Genomic DNA, 18,242 nt, shown 5'->3' with positions numbered 1-18,242 from the left:
TACCGAATGAAATATTTTTACAATCCTTTCTTTTCCCTATGCGGAATCCTTTTACTTATCTCTGCCTGCAATACTGATGGAGATATTAATTCTATTGATGGAAATATTCTGGGAGAAACAAACTTCACCCCAAAAAAAGATTCTATTCCTTTAGAATTTAACAACATAAAGGTAAAAGCTATTCAAACTAATGGCTTGAATAACTATTTATTGGGACAAATTACTCAAAATAGCTTAGGAACTACCAATATTTCTCTCATAAGTCAGGTACTTCTTTCTAGTACTGCTCCTTCTTTTGGAGAAAAATCCTCAAGTGCAGAATCCTCTTCCTTTAATGAAAATGAAACTGTAGAAAAAGTGTATTTATATCTCCCTTTTTTATCTAAGGAAAAAACAAAAAAGGATCCTAATAATAGTAATAAAAATATTAAGACCTATACTTTAGATTCCATTTATGGAAATAAAAATGCCCGATTTACTCTTAAAGTAGAAGAACTCAACTACCATCTGAGTGATACAGACAGTAACCTAGAGAGCAAGATATACTACTCTAACTTATCTGTTCCTACTTCCAATACTTTAGCTGAGGTTACTGTACAAGGATTTAGTGATCAGGCTATCGTTCGTCATCAGTTTGATGACCCTACCACTAAAGAAGATGAATCCAAAAAGGAAAAAGATAAGCTCGCTCCTGGTATCCGCATAGAGCTATCACCCTCTATTTTCCAAACATATCTACTAAACAATGAAGGTAGTAATGTTCTAAGGAGTAATGATAGCTTTAGAAATTTATTAAAAGGAATCGTAATCTCCTCCTCTAACTTTTCAGCAGATTTACTGGGTCTTATCAACTTAAAAAATGCTAAAATAGAGGTCATTTACACCTATCTTTTCAAAAAAGATGGAAAAGATTTTACAAAAAGAAAATCCTACGAACTTAACCTTACTGGAGGCATCTCCTTCAACAAATATAATGTAACTAATGAATCTCTTACTTTATCCCAAGATATTCTCTACCTTAAGGGAGGACAAGGATATGTGGCTGAAGTGAGCATTCCTGAAAATAATACCGTTTTCAAAATGCTTAAGGAGAAAAAACCTATTATTAATCAGGCTGATTTATATCTCTATGTAGATAAAGCAAATGTAAATATAGCTCAACTCCCTTCTTATGTACTTGCCTATAATGCTGACAAAGGTATAATTTTATCTGATTATAGAAATGATTTAGCCAATAAAATATCCTCTGATTATATTTCTATAGGGAAACTTAAGAAAGATGCAAAAGGAAATTACTTTTATTTGGTTCGTATCACTGATCATCTTACCAATATTATTAAAAATAATGCAGAAAATATAAAGATAGGATTGGCTGTTTCCACTCACTTAGCAGTAGCTTCCAGAACAACCCTTTCTGCTATGAATAATAAAAAGTACCAGGATACAAGTAATCAAGTAAGGAATACAGTTCTTGGAGATGCTGAAAATACGTTATATACAGCGATCTATGGAAATAGTTCCAATGTTCCAGAGGCGAAGAAGCTTAAACTTAAAGTATATTATACTTTAGCAAAATAACTAATCTAACCTATTGATTATTTTGTAATTATTCTCTTTAAGGTACTTCAACAATTTTTCTAAAACATGAAGAGTTCGTTCTGAGGTATCATGCATAAGAATAATATTTCCATGAGATAATTTAGATAGAACTCGGCTTAATAGCCGAGTTTCGTCTTTTATTACTGTATCTAGAGAACGTATATCCCATCCTACAGCCTTTTTCCCTGTAAGCTTTATAGCTCGTGCTATATGAGGATTTGTTACTCCATAAGGAGGACGAAAAAAGCAAGTAGTAATTTCAAATTTTTTTAAAATTTCATCTGTTTTTTGAATTTCCTCTACCATAGTAGCTGTGGGTGCAAAACAATTCTTAGGAGAATGAGAATAGGTATGATTTCCTATCAAGTGCCCCTCTTTCTTAATACGCCGTAGCGTATCAGGATATTTTTCTATTCGTTGACCTATACAAAAGAAAATAGCTTTCACCTCATACTCCTTTAACAAATCTAAAAAGCGTGGTGTAAGCTCAGTAATACCATCATCAAAGGAAAGAGCTATTACTTTTTTAGGTCTACCCTTCAAATGGTAGATAGTTGAAACAAAGTAAGATAACCGGATATCAAAGATACCCCAAAATAACAACCCTATAAACACTATACTTATTATAAGGTAGTAAACCCAAGAAAAATGCCATAGATAGCCTACTACCAAAGATAGCAATAAAAAAAGGCAGTTATATTGGTGTTTGTTCATCTCTAATAACAATCTGCTAAAAGTTGTTTATTCGCCTTATAATATTCTGATGAAAATTCAGTTAAGGTATCTATCCACTGGATAACATCTTTGTACATATTCATTGATCCACATATCATAATAATACCTTCTTTTTCAAGAGCAGCCCTAACAAATTCTGCATTTTTCTTAAGCAAATCTGTCACATATCCTCCCTCTTCTTCTCTTGAGTAGATAAAATGATACTCCTTGAGCTTTCCCTTCTGTACCTGCTTCTCAAAGAAATCTCTATAATAAGCAACGGCTTCATCATTATATCGGAATCCTACATACAGGTGAATAGAAGTATGTTTATTTTCTTCAATCATTCCTAAATAAGGAGCTATTCCAGTACCATTAGCAACTAATATTATAGTCCTGTTTTTAATCTTCTTCGGAAAATGAAATGAAGGATTTGGGACGATACGTGCTTGTATATTCTCTCCTTTTTGCAAGTTATAGAGATAATTAGAACCTAATCCATAAGGATGAAGTTTTACGGTAAGCTGTATCTTCCCTGCTACTTTACCTATAGAATACAAGCGTTCTTTCTTACCATCGGGATATATAGCTAATAAATCTCCTGAAGTATACTTCTCAGGAGAATACAAACGCAAAGAAAAGGTGCCTTCTTCCTCAAGAGATAAATCTGATTTTTCAAGTACCTTTACCTTATGAAGTATTGGTTCTTCTGCTTGATAGAAAGTAGTCAAGGTATCCAAAAGTATGCCTGTAGTTGCATTCCAATCGGTTACCCATTTCAAAAATTCCTCCACTGATTGATTATTCACTGTATGTAAGGGGAGTAATTCCTTTGCCCATGACTGCTCTTGAAGTATCTGCTGTACCTCTTTAGCAAATTGACAAAAGTCAGGATAAATATCGGAACCAAAACCTACTACCGAAAAAAATAGTTCTTTTTGAGAAATCATCCTTGCTTTGGGTAGAAACTTATCTGCATTAGAAGGAGCATTCCCTACGCCATAAGTAGAGGTAAATACTAATAAATGCGTTGCCTGTGAGTATTCTTGATAATGGTTTAATGGGGCAAGATAGGCTTTCTTCTCTAAGGAAATAAGTTGGGAAAATACTTTTTGCGCTAAGAAAAGAGTATTCCCACCCTCTGAACCATAAAGAATAATATATTCAGCCTCCTGAAATGTATAGAGATTATGGAACTTGACGGATTTCTTTCTTAAAGTAATAGCAAAGCCCGTATAGATAAAAAAGAGAATTCCTATACAAGAAAATACCAATATAGCTGCCCACCAAGCGCTTGTCCTACCTGTATGTAAGTCCTTGAAAAAACTTGCTAAGAGTTGTGCTTTAGGGTATTTTATCTCGCTAAGTATATTTCCTGTAAACTGGCTTACTATAAGCTCTCTGTCCTTGAGCTTTATCAAATAAGTATCTTCTGGAGTAGTATCAAAAGGAAACTCTACACTCACTACCTGATTAAGAGTAATTTGGTTAAATACAGCTATCTTTCTCACCTCCATAGGTTCTCCCCCATCATAGAATTCCTCTTCAGAGGTATCCACTGAATGCTTTACCTCTTCTTTCTGAATAAAGAAACGATTATACACCAAATAAGTACCTGTGAATCCTAATATCAATATAGGAATGAGCAACCATTTACCAAAAACTGTATGATAATATTGAGAAAAATTCCATTTTATCGTTCTTTTAAAGAAATTTCTAATTCCCTTTTGCTTTTGAAAAACAAGCATTAATCCTGAGAAAGCACTCAGTAGCAAAAAGAAAGCAACTATTCCCATTACCATACGTCCTATATTCTTCAGTTCTAAGGAACGATGTAAGGATATTATCCTCTTTATAAAAGAAGATTTATTTTCTATCTTCCCCAATATTTTCCCTGTTAAAGGGTCAATATGTGCATTAACTTCTTCTCCTTTTAGGTTAGTAGCCTTAATAGATGCAAATCCTCTGGGGTCAAAAGAAAGTGTATTTACTTCCAGATAAGCATCCTTTATCCCTGCCACAGACTGCGCTAAGGTTATCCTTCTAAGGTTATCTATTTTATAAGAAGGATATTGTCTGTCTATATTATTTATACCTATAATAATCCCTGTAAGAGAGGCTAAGACAAAGAATAAGGAGGCTATAATAGCCAATATCAGATGTATATAACGCCAACGCATATTATTAGTTTTGAGTCCATTTGCCAATAAACTATTAGCATTAATTATTTTTCTTACTTCTCACTCACATACTCGCACTCATCTGACTTCATTTTTCATTTAATAAAGTTGTGAGTATCCATAAGCTATAGCTTTTACTTATTACTTGACCTAAATCATTCCTCGTGCTTTAAGTTCCAAATACTTATTAATACTCTGTAAGGTAAGTTCCTGTGGAGCAGTAAGGATACACTGTATCCCGTGACGGATAAGTTCCTGAACAATAAGGCGCTTTTCAAAAGAAAATTTTTCTGCTATCACCTTATCATATACTTCCTGAATATTTTCTGAAGGCTTCTGCACCATCCTCTCTAATTCTGTATTTTGAAAGAAAATAACTACTAACAAATGCTTTTTAGCAATAGCTTTAAGAAAAGGTAACTGCCTATATAAGCTATTTCTCGTCTCAAAATTAGTATAAAGTAATAATAAACTCCTTTGTTTTATCGTATTATTAATATCTGAATAGAGCCTACTGAAATCTGTTTCTTGAAAATTGGTCTTAATACTATAGAGAGCCTCCATAATCCTCTCCATTTGAGAGGATTTTCGATCAGCCACTACCCTATCCTCCACTTTCTTAGAAAAAGTAAATACGCCTGCTTTATCTTGCTTTCTTAGGATAATATTGGTTAGCGCCAATGAAGTATTAATAGCATAATCCAGAAGAGATAAACCTTCAAAAGGCATTTGCATGCTACGCCCTTTATCTATAAGAGTATATACATTCTGGGACTTTTCATCTTGATACTGATTAACCATCAGTTGTCTTCGCTTGGAAGAGGCTTTCCAATTAATAGTTCGCATATCATCACCCTGTACATAATCACGGATATGCTCGAATTCCATAGTATGCCCTATCTTGCGGATCTTCTTCAATCCATAATCAAATAAACGCTGGGAAAAAGCAATAAGTTCAAATTTCTTCATTTGTATGAATGAAGGGTAGGTCGCTACCATCGCATTCTCACAAGAAATATATCGCTTCATCACTAGCTGCAAGGGAGTATATACAAAGGCATTGAGTTTCCCAAAACTATATTCTCCTCGTTCGGTAGGGCGGAGTTGGTATTGTAATACTTTTTCTTGTCCTCCTTTGAAGAACATTTTATACTGAAAATTACGTTTCTGAAACTGAAAAGGAATCTCATCTATCAGTTGTACATATATTGGGAATGGATAAAGACTTTTTATATTAACCTCTATCAGATTTTCATCACTATTAGAAAGCCTTTCAGGCAATATCCGCTGGGCTATAATCCCCCTCTTGATAGTAAATACAAAAAGAAAATCTAAGAAACATAATAGGATAAACACATACAATGCTCCTTGTGCTATGGGAAGGAGTTGCTCCCAAAAAAAAGCAAGCACGAAGAGTCCCATCAGGCATAATATCCAAATGAAAAATCCCGTATGTAGGTATAATTTTCTCATCGTGGAACGGCTACACTCTCTATGATTTGTTGGATAATTTGTTCTGTTTTGATACCTTCCATCTCTTTTTCAGGAGAAAGAATAACCCTATGTCCAAGTACTGGATAGGCAGCTTGTTTAATATCCTCTGGAGTTACAAAATCTCTTCCTACAAGAGCGGCAAATCCTTTGGATGCATTGAGCATTGCTAAAGAAGCACGTGGAGAAGCCCCTAAATAAAGGAAACTGTTTTCACGAGTATTTTGAGTAATTTTGGCGATATATTCTATTAATTGAGGTTCTATTAGAATATTTTTTACTAATCCTTGATAGCGTATTAAGCTTTCTCCATCAAGTACTTTCTCCACAGAGGTTGTTTTGTCCTGTGCTTTAGCTTCGTGCTCACGAGTAATTATCTGTATTTCATCTTCTAAAGAAGGATAATCAATTACTATCTTGAAAAGAAAACGGTCTAATTGTGCCTCTGGCAAGCGATAAGTACCCTCCTGTTCCACAGGGTTTTGGGTTGCTATTACTAAGAAAGGGGCTTGCATAGAAAAACGTATTCCGTCAATGGTAATTTGTCTCTCCTCCATTACCTCAAAAAGAGCCGCTTGGGTTTTGGCAGGAGCACGATTTATCTCATCTATTAGAATAAGATTAGAGAAAATAGGTCCCTTTTTGAATTCAAATTCCGATTTTTTTAGGTCAAATACCGAAGTTCCTAATACATCTGAAGGCATAAGATCAGGCGTGAACTGTATACGACTGAACCCAATATCTAAAGCCTTGGAAAGAAGCTTTACAGTAATAGTCTTGGCAATTCCTGGCACTCCTTCCAAAAGGATATGTCCATTACTAAGCAAAGCCACTAATAGATAGTCAATCATTCTTTCTTGTCCTACTATTACCTTTTTTAGCTGGGAACGCACCTGACTCATCTGACGTTGCAAATCATCAAGGTCAAGGCGAGAGGTAAATTCTAACTTACTTTCGTCCATAAGTATATTTTTAATTATTATAATTCCAAAATTCTCCTATCCATTTGTCAAGGTCTGTAAGGGTACTCTCATTGGCTTGATGGGTACTCTCAAACTGACTTATACAGGCAACTATCTTATCTACCAATTGTTTGTCTCTACCCGATTTGTTATGTAGTCGTTGAGCAAAAGCCTCATTAATTTCTTGTGTATCCAAGTAATATTTTCCTCTGACATTATCCAAGAAATAAGTAATCTTTTTTTGCACTAAGTCACTAGCATCCCCTTCCTGATAGTATAAAGAACTTACGCTTTGGGCAAATTCAATGGTAGTATTTTTCGGTTTCTCAATCACAGGGATTATCCGCTGTTGTCGTTTACCTTTGAAAATTAAGTAAAAGAGAAAGCCCAAGAGCATCAATCTCCAAGCCGTCATTAGGGCTGGCTGGCTCATAACAAAACTTAGAAACTCCGAACTGCTTGTACTCCCCAAGGAACTATCAAACCATATCGTTTTATTATCTTTAGGCAGATAAGAGAGGATGGTACTGGCATATTTACGTGCTTTAGGTTCTTCTTTTAAGTAATAATTAGTAAAAACAATGGGAGGACCTAAGTGAATAAAAAATTTCCCCCTTCCAAAGGGTACCTCTACAAAGTTTATTTTCTTTCTAATCTTTCCCTCATCTGAATAATATATGTATCCTAATGCCTTATCTCTATTTTTATCCAAGATGGTAAAGTAATCAATTCTATCAAAAGAATGGCGACCCTTCAAAGTAAGATCGACTCTTTCATTATAGGAAGAGGTTACCAATTGTACCTCTTGATCCTCTACATAATATGCTTCATCTGCTGCTATCCCTAAAGTATCATTCACATGATATGATGTATTCAAAAACAGTGCTTGGCTTCCTTGCTTAACCTCAGAAAGTATTTTCTCTAAAGATACTTCATCTATATCTTCTTCAGTAAAAATATAGTTATAAGTATCCTTTTTTTGATTCTTTATTAGATATTCATAAGGGGTATAGGACACCTTAGAAACTTCTTTTGTAAAAAAATGCTTCAACTCTTCTCCAAAGATATACAAGCCATAAGGTTGTTTGCTGCGTGCGTTATAAGTCATTCGCCAATCTACCTCTTTATCGTTGGAGAATACCATAAAAGCCATCACAACGACCACTAAGCCCAAAAGAATCAAATAATTACGTATTGACTTTCCCATTTATTTACTTTTTTGAGCATTTATATAACCCTGATAATCTGACTTTGCTTGTTGATATTGGGTGTCATTTATGGAGAATTCCCCATACCATATATAATTATACACCTTAGAGAGATACATAAAATTAGCTTTCTCCGTAGGATCTTGTATTTCACGTTCGTAATCGGAATTAGTTTTCCTTATATTCCATTCTATTCGTTTCCTATCCGAAAGCACTCTCAAAAGCCATAAATAATAAAGGCGAATACTTTGTCGAGTATCATTCTGTTTCTCTGCCTTTTGTATCAGTTCAGCAAAATCTACTTCATGAATGTGTTTTTCTATCTCTGAGAGAGGAATATCATCAAACTTTTCGGCACTTCTTGCAAGAAACCAGCGCCCTTTAGCCCTTAAAACCCAACGTATTATAAAAAATAGAGCCACTGTCAGAAGAAGTACTCCCAATATACGCACAAGGGTAAGCATCCCTACATCACCTCTATTTTTCCCATAAAGAAAATTAATAATCTTTTCTACTGCCCTTATGAATATTTTCCAGAGTCCTTCCAAAAAAGCCTCTCCTTTCTTGGATGTATCGGTATAATCAAAATCAGAAGAGTTATATTTTCGAGGAATATCATCAAAAGCTCTCAGAGGGACAGGCGCTTCATTGATAGGTATTTGATTAACCAAGCTGTCCTTGGTTTGTATTGCTTCTTGTTGTGCATAAAGAGGGACTCCTATACACAAAAGGTATAGGAGTAGTCCATATAATTTTATCTTTTTTCTATTAGTCCTCCACATTTTGCCCAATAAGGTCAATATCATCTGTTTGTTCGCCTTCTTTCTCACTAAAATAAATAAGTATTTGTAAAAAAGATTGCAAGTTCATAGTTACAAAAGCTACAATTATGACAAGAATAAACAATATGAAAAACAGAAGACCTGTTCCTATTCCGTAATCTGAACTTTCAAAACCTGTAACTCCTATAAAAACAAAGAAAATAACTATAGGGATAATAAGTCCTGCAAACATAAAGAGTCCTGTAATAAGGTTCATTATAGCTGTAGCTCCCCATTTGTCCCAAAAGTTAATTTTGAGTTGTTCTCCCACCTTATTAAGTGCTGCAAAATATCCCATTTTATCCTTTACATAGAGTAACATCGCCTGAGTTACATAAAGTGTAAATAGAATATTTAGAAATATAGAACCTAAAGTTCCTATAATAGGTATAAAATTTAGGATTGTTATCAATATCATATAAGGAATGCCAAGAACAAAAGCTGAAATGAAGCCAAACAAAAACATTCTAGCAATCATTCCTTTGATAATTTCAAAAAGCTCCTTAGCTGTAATCTCTGTCTCATTAGAACGTTTCTCTAATATCTGCGCATAAGCAATAGGGAAACATTGTACAAACAATGAGAGAACTACAAGCATAATCACTATAACAAGAAATACTAACATTACAGAAGAAAAGGCACCAAAAAAATCTCCTGTTACTGCCATTTTCTCCCCTATCAGAATAGTCATAAAAGTAGCTATAACTGCAATTGCAAGCAACAGAGCTCCATTGATAATTAAATAATTAACAAAAAAGTTCTTTGCATACATTCTGAAGAAAGACAAGGTATCATTTACCAAGGCATTAAAATTCCTTTTCTTATAGAAAATAAAATTACTCATAATTAAATTATTTTGATTTATAATGTTTTACTACTGGATATATCAGAAAATAATAGGTAATTACCGATAAGGTACCAAAAATAATAAGTATATTCAACCACAGAGGCATATCATAATAATACCGGGTGATAAACCCTTCTATAAAGCCAGCTGCTATAAAGAAGGGAACTGTTGCTAGAAGAATATAAAGTCCTTCACGAAAGGCTATTTTAAAGGAGAGTATACGTGAATATGTTTTCGGGAAAAGGATTCCTCCTGCTAAGATAAAACCTGCAGCAATCGCAATAATGATACTAAATATCTCCATTGCCCCATGCAACCACAATGCTCTAAGGCTCGCTCCAAGAGCTCCCTCTTGGTAACAAAAATACTGAAAAGCTCCCAAAATCACTGCATTCTGCAAGGCTATGTAAAAAGTCATCACTCCTGCACTGATTCCATAAAGAAAAGAGACGAAAGCCACACGTATATTGTTAAAAGTAATTCCTATAAAAGAACCCCAATTACTACCCGACTTATATACAGCCATAGGATCTCCTTTTTCTATATTCTCTAAAGTTCTATTCACATAAGTATCTCCCATAACATCTCTTACATAGCGAGGTTGATAATGGGCTGAAAGAGCTCCTATACAAGCAAAGAAGAAAAACAAAATAAAAGAGAAGTAAATTAACTTACGATACTTATACAAAAGCATCGGTACTTGGTCGGTGAAAAAAAATTTCAATCTATTTTTATCAATACGCTTGGTTTTGTAAATTTTTTGGTATATTTGCGTTACCAAAAAATTGAGATAAATAGTAGTGTTACTCTTTGGGTAATAGGTCTGTGCAAAGGACAAATCCCCCAATAGCTGGATATAATTATCTGCCATTTGGTCAGGGGAGATGTGCTGTCGTTCATTTAGAATGGATTCCACCTCCAACCATTTGTCCTTATTTTGCTTGATAAAGGCTACTTCTCTCATACAGGGTGCTAAATTAATAAAAAAATGTCAAAGATAGAAATAAAAACCACACAAAATATTTTACTTTTTTTTGAGCCCGCTTCCCTTGGAGAACGTATAGGAGCGTATCTCATTGATGCACTTATCATCATAGGCTATGGCTTCTTCATTAATAATATCATCTCAGAAATACTATTACTTTCCTCTATCCCCTTAGATAGGTGGTCAGGAAATGCCATATTCATAATACTTTTTTTTCCCGCTATTTTGTACCCTTTAATAACAGAATCTCTTATGCAAGGACAAACTGTGGGCAAGCGAATCCTGAAAATCAGAGTGCTAAAAATAGATGGTTACCAAGCCTCCTTTATAAATTTTTTCATTCGTTGGGTGTTTGGCTTTGTAGAATTGGCACTCTTTGGTGGTTCTATAGCGCTTATCAGTGTGATTGCCTCCAAACACTCTCAACGCTTAGGTGATTTTGCTGCTGGTACTGCCGTTATAACCGAGCGTAATAAGCTAAATATCTCTCATACTATCTTGGAGGAACTCACTTATGCTTACCAACCCCTGTTCACCCAAGCAGAAGTACTACTCTTCTCCGATAACGATGTACAGACTATAAAGAATTATCTTACTAATGCTTTAAAAAGTAAAAATGAAGAGATTCTTACCCGATTAGCAAATAAAATAACCGAAATATCTAAGCGTAAGAATACTACCCTTACCAAGCAGGCTGATTTCGTTGAACAGTTTCTAAAGGATTATAACTATTATACCATGGGGTGAAAAATTTAATGATTAAGAGTTAATTATTAGATTAAAAAGATTCTAAATAAAATTTGTAGTATTGAATTTTTATTTGTACTTTTGCCACCTATTCATCTATTAAATAATACCAAAATGAAAAAAACATTATTTTTAATGGCTTCTGTTGCCTTAATAGTTGCCTCCTGTGGAGATAACAAAAAAACAGAAGAATCTTCACAAACTACTGAACAACAGGCTACAACTACAGATACACCCGCTGCAAGCCAAAATACTGATGCGGTAACTGTAAACTTAGAAGGTACTGATCAAATGACCTTTAACCTTAAGGAAATCAAAGCTAAAGCAGGGCAAACCATCAACCTTACTCTTAAGCATGTAGGGCAAATGGACAAAAAGGTAATGGGACATAACTTCGTACTCCTTAAAAAAGGAACTGATGTAGCTGCCTTCGCAGAAGCAGCTATGGGAGCTGCCTCTACAGACTATATTCCTAACAATGGTGCAGATGTGATTGCCCATACAAAACTTCTTGGAGGTGGAGAGAGTGATTCTATCTCTTTCAAAGCTCCTGAACCAGGTACTTATGATTTCATCTGCTCTTTCCCTGGTCACTATGCTATGATGAAAGGAGTGCTTATAGTAGAATAAGTTTTTTACTCACTATTATTGTAAATACATTTTTAGAGAGGTTATCCGAAAGGGGTAACCTCTTTCTATTTTATCATTACTGAAAATATTTTCTCGCCTTGTATAGCTCCTTCCCAAATAGTCTCAGCCTCTATTTTATGGAATATAGGCGACAAAGGTATTACTACTATATCTCCCGTACGGAGGGTTATATACTCAGAAATATACCTTAGAGCAAAAGGTAGCTCTTGTAAGGTACAAGATAGAGGTCTCTCCAAAAAGGATATGCCTCTATTAGTGAAAGTAGCTAGGGGATCCTCTACCCTTAAAGAACTCAAAGACAAAAAAGTGCCTACCACCATAGAACTGTCAAAGGAGGTACTCTCTTCCCAAGGTTTACCTTGTGCAATAAGACTTTCCTGTTTATCATAAGCAATAAGGTTCAGTCCCAAAGAGATTTGTTCATAGTACTTATAAGCAAACTTCTCTGAGATACATTTGCCTTGCTTACTAATCTTTATCATAAGGACACACTGAGCCCTGAGGTCAGTAGTAAAGTCAGGAATATATAAGGGTAACTCCCTGTTATGTATTGCAGTATCAGGCTTTAAATAGAGTATAGGAGATTCACTAACAGAGGTTTGTGGTTGTATATATACTATTTTCACTAAAAAACTTTTTTTATCATTACAAAATCCGTACTTTTGCCTTTTATTATCAACTAATATGCGTATTATCTCAGGCTCTCACCGTGGCAAACAACTCATTGCTCCCAGAACACTCCCTGTACGTCCTACTACAGATTTTGCCAAAGAATCCCTTTTTAATATTCTAAATAACTATTATTATATGGATAGTATTAAGGTATTGGACTTATTTGCAGGGACAGGTAATATTAGCTATGAGTTTGGTAGCCGTGGTTGTCCAGATATCACCTGTATAGATAGCCATATAGGTTGCATACAGTATATCCAAAAAACAGCCCTCGCCCTCTCCTACCCTATTGAAGCTATTAAGAGCGATGTTTTCACTTACTTAGAACGCACCTTGAGTAAGTGGGATGTCATCTTTGCTGATCCTCCTTATGAAATGTCCTTAGAGGAACTTACTAGGCTTGTTTCTTTAGTTTTTGATAGAGCACTCCTATCCCCTGACGGAATTCTTATTATAGAGCATTCTGCCAAAGTCTCCATGGGAGAACAGCCTTATTTTGACCAAGAAAGGCGGTATGGAGGCACTACTTTTAGTTTTTTTGAACATAGCAAATCCTGAATAATTCTCCCTCTATTCTTCCCTTCATTCATTACTTTTTGTTCACCAAATAATTGAATGAAATCACAAGTCCTAAGTGCATGCCTTCATGCGTATTATTGAAGTAAATAGCATCCTCCACACAGCTAAGAGGGAAATTTAATCCTGTAAGGTAATCGGTATAGGTAGTAAAGAGTCCCTTCTGATAATCTTCTTCTAACTGCACTTGGGTACTTAGCAAATATTCCTTCAGAACTTCTACTTCCTCCTTAGTGGGAATATGTCCATCAGGTACGGTACCCTTGCGATAGGCTGCGATAAAATCATCCGGAACATACATAGGAAGTCCACTATTGTGGTAACAATACATCTGTTGGGTTACGATAGTGTGGGATATATTCCACAGTAAGTTATTACGAAATCCTTGAGGTATTATGGCTAATTGTTCTAAGGAAAAGCCTTCTAAATACTGCAAAAAACGCTCCCTGATACACTTATGCAAGGAAAAAACTGCTTTATCTAATTTTTTCATAATTGATTCAATTTTACAATAATTGCTTAATAATCAATGGAAAAGCTTGATATTCTAAGGTATGTACTTTCTCAGCAAGACTCTCCGGAGTATCCTCTGGAGTGATGGCAACCCGCTCCTGATAGATAATTGCTCCCTGATCATAATGTTCATTGACATAATGAATAGTAATTCCACTCTCCTTTTCTCCATGCTTGATAACCTCATGATGGACATGCATTCCATACATTCCCTTTCCTCCATACTTAGGCAATAAGGAAGGATGTATATTCACTATTTTATGAGGAAAGTTCTCTATAAGGTTAGTAGGAAATTTCCATAAGAATCCTGCTAAGACAATAAGGTCAGGTTGTTCTCTTTTTAGGAGTTCTAAAAGATAATTTGATTCATATAAGTCCTTCTTATCAAAGATCCTACAGGGTACTCCTAATCGCTTAGCACGACTGATAACCCCAGCTTGAGGATTATTAGTAAGGATAAGGGAAACCTCTGCTAGTTTATTTTCCTTAAAATAAGTAATGATACGCTCTGCATTGGAACCATTACCAGAGGCAAATATGATAAGTTTCTTCATATATAAAATTTCTGCAAAGTACGTATTTTTTTTTTTGATTTCCAAGAAAAAACAACATCTTTTTCTTACCTTTGCCCCACGAAAAGATAGATATGAAAAGAGCTATTTTTCCAGGATCTTTTGACCCTATTACTTTAGGACATTATGATATTATCTGTAGGGCTATGGAGCTCTTTGATGAAATCATTGTAGCGGTAGGAGAAAATGCCGATAAGCACTATATGTTCTCCACCGAACAGCGTATAGCCTTCATAAAAAAGGCTTTTTCTCATCAAGAGAAAGTAAAAGTACTCAGTTATCAAGGGCTTACCGTTGATTTTTGTAAGAGTATGGGTACTTCCTTCATTCTTAGAGGATTACGGAATCCTGCGGACTTTGAATTTGAGCGAGCTATTGCCCATACTAACCGTGATTTGGGCGGTGTGGAGACTATCTTTCTACTTACAGCCGTAAAAACCTCCCATATATCCTCCTCCATCGTTCGCGATGTAATTCGCAACCGAGGGGACTATACCCTTTTGGTTCCTGAAAGTGTGCGCATTGAAAATATTGAAGATTACTATATACACTCATGACTTATACAGAAACTCTGGATTGGCTATGGGCACACTTGCCTATGTATCAGGAAAAAGGACGTGCTGCTTTCCGTGGTAAGTTGGATAATATACTCTTATTATGTGATCACTTAGGCAATCCACAGGAAAAGTTTCCTACCATACATATTGCAGGTACCAATGGTAAAGGTTCCTCTTCCCACGCTATAGCATCAGTATTACAAGAGGCAGGATATAAAGTGGGGCTCTACACCTCACCTCACCTAAAGGATTTCCGTGAACGAATCAAAATCAATGGGGAGAATATTCCTCAAGAGGCAGTTACTCGCTTTGTAAAAGACAATAAAGACTTCATGGAGGGGGAAAACTTATCCTTCTTTGAGGTTACTGTAGGTATGGCTTTTGACTATTTTTCCCAACAAAAAGTGGACATTGCGGTCATAGAAGTAGGCTTAGGAGGACGATTGGATTCAACTAATATTATCACTCCTATAGTATCCCTTATCACCAATATTGGAAAAGACCACACTGAGATCTTGGGTAATACGCTCCCTGAAATTGCTAAGGAGAAAGCAGGAATTATTAAGCCTTATATTCCTGTAGTTATCAGTGAATATCATAAGGAAACTGCTCCTGTATTTGAACAAATCGCTAAAGAAAGAAAAGCCCCTATCTACTTTGCCAACACTCTTGAGACCTCTTATACTATGGACTTAAAGGGAGATTACCAAAGTAAAAATATCAAAGGTATTCTGCAAACCCTTAGAATCCTACAGGAAAAAGGATGGCATATAACAGAGGAAAATATCCAACAGGGACTCACTCATATTGTAAGAAATACGCACCTTATGGGACGCTGGCAAGTACTGGGAGATACCCCAAAGGTAGTGTGTGATACCGCTCACAATGCCGATGGCTTTACAGAGATATTCTCACAACTTGAGAAAGAAAAATATGCTACCCTCCACATGGTCATTGGCTTTGTAAAAGAAAAAGATTTAGAGGCTATTCTGCCATTATTCCCTAAAAATGCAGTTTATTACTTCTGTATGCCTAAGATAGACAGAGGACTTAATGCTGATATACTACAGAAAAAAGCCAAAACTTATAACCTTATAGGAGAAGCCTTTTCTACGGTAAGAGCAGCTTTTGAGCAAGCTTGTAAAGAGGCAGCGAAAGAAGATTTTATCTATGTGGGAGGGAGTACCTTTGTAGTGGCAGAAATAGTGTAAACAACCTTAGATTTTCTTGGTGGTGATAATCTTAACAGGACATGCTTTCTGAGCATTTTCACAGGCATCAAAAATACTATCGTCAAAGGATTTTAAAGTAAAAAAGCCTTTTTTTTCAGTAGAACGCAATAGAACGCTCTTACCATCCTTTTTGCTCATCTGAAACTGTTCCGGAGCCATCTCCACACAGTAATTACAGCCAATACACTTGTCTCTCTGCAGGGTTACTACTACCATAATCTTTCTTTGAACGCAAAAATACAAATTTAATGATTAATTGTTTATGGCTAATGATCAATTGTTAATAACTTTTATTCACATACCCAGATGCAAAATATTTGCTAGTTACATTCACTTATGTTACCCTTTTATTTTTTAGATTATGATTGAAATAAATGATACCCTCATCTCAGAGGAAATATTAGAGAATCACTTTGTTTGTAACCTTCAAGCATGCAAAGGAGTTTGTTGTGTAGAAGGGGATGCAGGAGCCCCCGTAGAAAAAGAAGAGGTAGAAATCCTTGAAAGAATCTATCATAAAGTAGCTCCATATCTGAGTGAACAAGGAAGAAAATCTATTGAAAAACAAGGAGTTGCTATTTGCAACTATCATGAAGAATGGGAAACCCCCTTAATTGAGGGGGGAGAATGCGCATACGTAGTACGTGATGATAAAGGCACTGTCCTTTGTGCAATAGAACAAGCCTACCGAGAAGGAAAAATAGATTGGAAAAAACCTATTTCCTGCCATCTATATCCTATTCGTTTGAAAGAATATACCTCCTTCACAGCCGTGAATTACGAACGTTGGAGTATCTGTAAGGATGCATGTATACTAGGGAGAGAACTACAGATTCCCATCTATCAATTCGTTAAAGAAGCGCTTATCCGCAAGTTTGGAGAGGAATGGTATGAGCAATTAGAAATAGCCAAGTCATTGATAAGTAAAAAGTAAAAAATATCCTCTTTGCTTAAACAACTTCACTCACACACCCAACTGTAGTCACTCGCTGGCTATACTCTTCATTTTTCACCCACTCACATACTCGCTCACGTGACTTTCCATGTTCTATGTACTTGCTTGACTATACTTTTACTTCTTAACTAAAATTTGGATCCCATTGTTCGGGATACTTAGGATTTTTATCTCTGTAATACTCCCTTATCTCGTCCATAATGCTTTCCTTAGAACGAGATTGCAACTCGGACAAAGGTATTGTTTTTCCTATATATATAATCTTCTTTTTGAAATCTCCTGAGCCTAACACTACAGGAACTTGAGCAGAGAGTGCCATATAATAGAAGCCCATACGCCATTTGCTTACTCTGGAACGCGTCCCCTCTGGAGTAACTACCAAACTAAAATCTTCCTTTTTATACAGTTCAGTTACAAATTCCACCAAATGATTCCGCTGAGAACGATCTATCCCTATACCTCCTAAAGCACGAATAAGTCCTCCATACCATGCCTTAGTATGAGCATCCTTAATAATAAGCTTTATAGGCTTTTCAAACTTCCAATAAGCCAAAATTCCTATGACAAATTCCCAGTTAGTTGTATGGGGTGCCACTACCAATATACAGCGGTTGAGGGTGTTCATATCTCCTTGTAACTCTACCTTCCATCCCATTAACCAAAGGAAAAAAGAACCTATCCATTTCTTCATTCTAGTAAATTTGAGTGCAAAAATACAAAATTTAATCATTCACTGCTTAAGTTTCATTAAAAAAATCTCCTTCAGCCTCTTCCACAGACAAGAAAAAATACTCTACAAAGCGCCCTAAGCTCCTCGCCTTAAACAAAAAAGCAGAGCACGAATCTCTTCATGCTCCGCTTTTGGTTTTTCTATTCTATATTATTATCGCTCTATTTCAAACGTCCTTCCCTCTCCTATCGGTAAAGAGTGAAGTGTCCCTTGAAGGTACGGTTGTCATC

20 protein-coding genes are annotated in these 18,242 nt (G+C 35.6%); 7 read left to right on the top strand and 13 right to left on the bottom strand.

Features of this window, described 5'->3' with window-relative positions; genetic code table 11:
• The first annotated feature begins 6 nt into the window (after window positions 1–6).
• Window positions 7–1,578, top strand: coding sequence for a DUF4270 domain-containing protein (locus tag VJJ03_RS01630; protein WP_009746613.1), 1,572 nt, complete (start codon window positions 7–9; stop codon window positions 1,576–1,578).
• Here VJJ03_RS01630 and VJJ03_RS01625 read toward each other — a convergent pair whose 3' ends face one another.
• From VJJ03_RS01625 to VJJ03_RS01590, 8 genes are all read right to left on the bottom strand, one after another.
• Window positions 1,579–2,313 carry a polysaccharide deacetylase family protein gene (locus tag VJJ03_RS01625; RefSeq protein ID WP_040358107.1) on the bottom strand — a complete coding sequence of 245 codons (735 nt, stop codon included), beginning with the start codon at window positions 2,311–2,313 and terminating at the stop codon, window positions 1,579–1,581.
• Between the two features lie 2 nt (window positions 2,314–2,315).
• Entirely contained in the window at window positions 2,316–4,493 is a 2,178-nt protein-coding gene (locus VJJ03_RS01620; RefSeq protein ID WP_323973424.1) for a PepSY domain-containing protein, read from the bottom strand.
• Between the two features lie 150 nt (window positions 4,494–4,643).
• A complete protein-coding gene (locus tag VJJ03_RS01615) occupies window positions 4,644–5,966 on the bottom strand; it encodes a DUF58 domain-containing protein (protein ID WP_323973422.1) in 1,323 nt (440 codons plus the stop codon).
• Window positions 5,963–6,946, bottom strand: coding sequence for a MoxR family ATPase (locus VJJ03_RS01610; RefSeq protein ID WP_323973420.1), 984 nt, complete (start codon window positions 6,944–6,946; stop codon window positions 5,963–5,965). The genes VJJ03_RS01615 and VJJ03_RS01610 overlap by 4 nt, the downstream gene beginning before the upstream one ends.
• 10 nt (window positions 6,947–6,956) lie before the next feature.
• Window positions 6,957–8,153 (bottom strand): hypothetical protein, encoded by a 1,197-nt coding sequence (locus VJJ03_RS01605; protein WP_323973418.1) that lies wholly within the window; start codon window positions 8,151–8,153, stop codon window positions 6,957–6,959.
• On the bottom strand, window positions 8,154–8,960 hold the full coding sequence (locus tag VJJ03_RS01600) for a DUF4129 domain-containing protein (RefSeq protein WP_323973416.1): 807 nt from the start codon (window positions 8,958–8,960) through the stop codon (window positions 8,154–8,156).
• On the bottom strand, window positions 8,923–9,819 hold the full coding sequence (locus VJJ03_RS01595) for a hypothetical protein (protein ID WP_009746620.1): 897 nt from the start codon (window positions 9,817–9,819) through the stop codon (window positions 8,923–8,925). Before VJJ03_RS01595 ends, VJJ03_RS01600 begins: the two co-directional genes overlap by 38 nt.
• A 7-nt stretch (window positions 9,820–9,826) precedes the next feature.
• Entirely contained in the window at window positions 9,827–10,786 is a 960-nt protein-coding gene (locus tag VJJ03_RS01590) for a stage II sporulation protein M (RefSeq protein WP_009746621.1), read from the bottom strand.
• 24 nt (window positions 10,787–10,810) lie between these two features.
• Here VJJ03_RS01590 and VJJ03_RS01585 point away from each other — a divergent pair, with 24 nt between their 5' ends.
• Complete coding sequence (locus VJJ03_RS01585; protein ID WP_323973414.1) at window positions 10,811–11,554, top strand: RDD family protein; 744 nt, start codon at window positions 10,811–10,813, stop codon at window positions 11,552–11,554.
• A 114-nt stretch (window positions 11,555–11,668) separates the two neighbouring features.
• Complete coding sequence (azu, locus tag VJJ03_RS01580; RefSeq protein WP_323973412.1) at window positions 11,669–12,184, top strand: azurin; 516 nt, start codon at window positions 11,669–11,671, stop codon at window positions 12,182–12,184.
• A 65-nt stretch (window positions 12,185–12,249) separates the two neighbouring features.
• On the opposite strand, the gene VJJ03_RS01575 is transcribed toward azu, so the two are convergent.
• Entirely contained in the window at window positions 12,250–12,831 is a 582-nt protein-coding gene (locus VJJ03_RS01575) for a fumarylacetoacetate hydrolase family protein (protein ID WP_323973410.1), read from the bottom strand.
• 58 nt (window positions 12,832–12,889) lie between these two features.
• Here VJJ03_RS01575 and VJJ03_RS01570 point away from each other — a divergent pair, with 58 nt between their 5' ends.
• A complete protein-coding gene (locus VJJ03_RS01570) occupies window positions 12,890–13,435 on the top strand; it encodes an RsmD family RNA methyltransferase (protein ID WP_323973408.1) in 546 nt (181 codons plus the stop codon).
• Between the two features lie 31 nt (window positions 13,436–13,466).
• On the opposite strand, the gene VJJ03_RS01565 is transcribed toward VJJ03_RS01570, so the two are convergent.
• Window positions 13,467–13,946, bottom strand: a complete 480-nt coding sequence (locus VJJ03_RS01565) for a DinB family protein (RefSeq protein ID WP_009746626.1) — start codon at window positions 13,944–13,946, stop codon at window positions 13,467–13,469.
• A 13-nt stretch (window positions 13,947–13,959) separates the two neighbouring features.
• Window positions 13,960–14,520, bottom strand: a complete 561-nt coding sequence (gene purN / locus VJJ03_RS01560) for a phosphoribosylglycinamide formyltransferase (RefSeq protein ID WP_323973406.1) — start codon at window positions 14,518–14,520, stop codon at window positions 13,960–13,962.
• Between the two features lie 92 nt (window positions 14,521–14,612).
• Between purN and coaD the strand changes: the two genes are divergently transcribed.
• Together coaD and VJJ03_RS01550 are read left to right on the top strand one after the other, a co-directional pair.
• The gene (gene coaD, locus VJJ03_RS01555) at window positions 14,613–15,095 is read left to right on the top strand and encodes a pantetheine-phosphate adenylyltransferase (protein ID WP_009746628.1); all 483 of its coding nucleotides are present in this window, start codon (window positions 14,613–14,615) and stop codon (window positions 15,093–15,095) included.
• Window positions 15,092–16,306, top strand: a complete 1,215-nt coding sequence (locus tag VJJ03_RS01550; RefSeq protein WP_323973404.1) for a folylpolyglutamate synthase/dihydrofolate synthase family protein — start codon at window positions 15,092–15,094, stop codon at window positions 16,304–16,306. The genes coaD and VJJ03_RS01550 overlap by 4 nt, the downstream gene beginning before the upstream one ends.
• Before the next feature lie 6 nt (window positions 16,307–16,312).
• On the opposite strand, the gene VJJ03_RS01545 is transcribed toward VJJ03_RS01550, so the two are convergent.
• Entirely contained in the window at window positions 16,313–16,543 is a 231-nt protein-coding gene (locus VJJ03_RS01545) for a ferredoxin (RefSeq protein ID WP_009746630.1), read from the bottom strand.
• 145 nt (window positions 16,544–16,688) lie between these two features.
• Here VJJ03_RS01545 and VJJ03_RS01540 point away from each other — a divergent pair, with 145 nt between their 5' ends.
• A complete protein-coding gene (locus tag VJJ03_RS01540; RefSeq protein ID WP_323973402.1) occupies window positions 16,689–17,261 on the top strand; it encodes a DUF3109 family protein in 573 nt (190 codons plus the stop codon).
• Window positions 17,262–17,406: 145 nt separating this feature from the next.
• On the opposite strand, the gene VJJ03_RS01535 is transcribed toward VJJ03_RS01540, so the two are convergent.
• The gene (locus VJJ03_RS01535; protein WP_040358108.1) at window positions 17,407–17,973 is read right to left on the bottom strand and encodes a 1-acyl-sn-glycerol-3-phosphate acyltransferase; all 567 of its coding nucleotides are present in this window, start codon (window positions 17,971–17,973) and stop codon (window positions 17,407–17,409) included.
• Window positions 17,974–18,242 lie beyond the last annotated feature (269 nt).

It is taken from the genome of Capnocytophaga sp. G2 (assembly GCF_035282625.1).
In the GTDB taxonomy this organism is placed as follows: Bacteria; Bacteroidota; Bacteroidia; order Flavobacteriales; family Flavobacteriaceae; genus Capnocytophaga.
Note: the sequence above shows the minus strand (reverse complement) of the source record. Positions and strands in the feature narration are given on the sequence as shown.

What these genes read in the sequence shown, in the direction of transcription:
- VJJ03_RS01545 (WP_009746630.1), bottom strand. Translation starts at nt 16,543, where the DNA reads ATGGTAGTAGTAACCCTGCAGAGAGACAAGTGTATTGGCTGTAATTAC.
- VJJ03_RS01550 (WP_323973404.1), top strand. Translation starts at nt 15,092, where the DNA reads ATGACTTATACAGAAACTCTGGATTGGCTATGGGCACACTTGCCTATG.
- VJJ03_RS01630 (WP_009746613.1), top strand. Translation starts at nt 7, where the DNA reads ATGAAATATTTTTACAATCCTTTCTTTTCCCTATGCGGAATCCTTTTA.
- VJJ03_RS01610 (WP_323973420.1), bottom strand. Translation starts at nt 6,946, where the DNA reads ATGGACGAAAGTAAGTTAGAATTTACCTCTCGCCTTGACCTTGATGAT.
- VJJ03_RS01535 (WP_040358108.1), bottom strand. Translation starts at nt 17,973, where the DNA reads ATGAAGAAATGGATAGGTTCTTTTTTCCTTTGGTTAATGGGATGGAAG.
- VJJ03_RS01595 (WP_009746620.1), bottom strand. Translation starts at nt 9,819, where the DNA reads ATGAGTAATTTTATTTTCTATAAGAAAAGGAATTTTAATGCCTTGGTA.
- VJJ03_RS01540 (WP_323973402.1), top strand. Translation starts at nt 16,689, where the DNA reads ATGATTGAAATAAATGATACCCTCATCTCAGAGGAAATATTAGAGAAT.
- azu (WP_323973412.1), top strand. Translation starts at nt 11,669, where the DNA reads ATGAAAAAAACATTATTTTTAATGGCTTCTGTTGCCTTAATAGTTGCC.
- coaD (WP_009746628.1), top strand. Translation starts at nt 14,613, where the DNA reads ATGAAAAGAGCTATTTTTCCAGGATCTTTTGACCCTATTACTTTAGGA.
- VJJ03_RS01605 (WP_323973418.1), bottom strand. Translation starts at nt 8,153, where the DNA reads ATGGGAAAGTCAATACGTAATTATTTGATTCTTTTGGGCTTAGTGGTC.
- VJJ03_RS01615 (WP_323973422.1), bottom strand. Translation starts at nt 5,966, where the DNA reads ATGAGAAAATTATACCTACATACGGGATTTTTCATTTGGATATTATGC.
- VJJ03_RS01590 (WP_009746621.1), bottom strand. Translation starts at nt 10,786, where the DNA reads ATGAGAGAAGTAGCCTTTATCAAGCAAAATAAGGACAAATGGTTGGAG.
- VJJ03_RS01585 (WP_323973414.1), top strand. Translation starts at nt 10,811, where the DNA reads ATGTCAAAGATAGAAATAAAAACCACACAAAATATTTTACTTTTTTTT.
- VJJ03_RS01600 (WP_323973416.1), bottom strand. Translation starts at nt 8,960, where the DNA reads ATGATATTGACCTTATTGGGCAAAATGTGGAGGACTAATAGAAAAAAG.
- purN (WP_323973406.1), bottom strand. Translation starts at nt 14,520, where the DNA reads ATGAAGAAACTTATCATATTTGCCTCTGGTAATGGTTCCAATGCAGAG.
- VJJ03_RS01565 (WP_009746626.1), bottom strand. Translation starts at nt 13,946, where the DNA reads ATGAAAAAATTAGATAAAGCAGTTTTTTCCTTGCATAAGTGTATCAGG.
- VJJ03_RS01570 (WP_323973408.1), top strand. Translation starts at nt 12,890, where the DNA reads ATGCGTATTATCTCAGGCTCTCACCGTGGCAAACAACTCATTGCTCCC.
- VJJ03_RS01625 (WP_040358107.1), bottom strand. Translation starts at nt 2,313, where the DNA reads ATGAACAAACACCAATATAACTGCCTTTTTTTATTGCTATCTTTGGTA.
- VJJ03_RS01620 (WP_323973424.1), bottom strand. Translation starts at nt 4,493, where the DNA reads ATGCGTTGGCGTTATATACATCTGATATTGGCTATTATAGCCTCCTTA.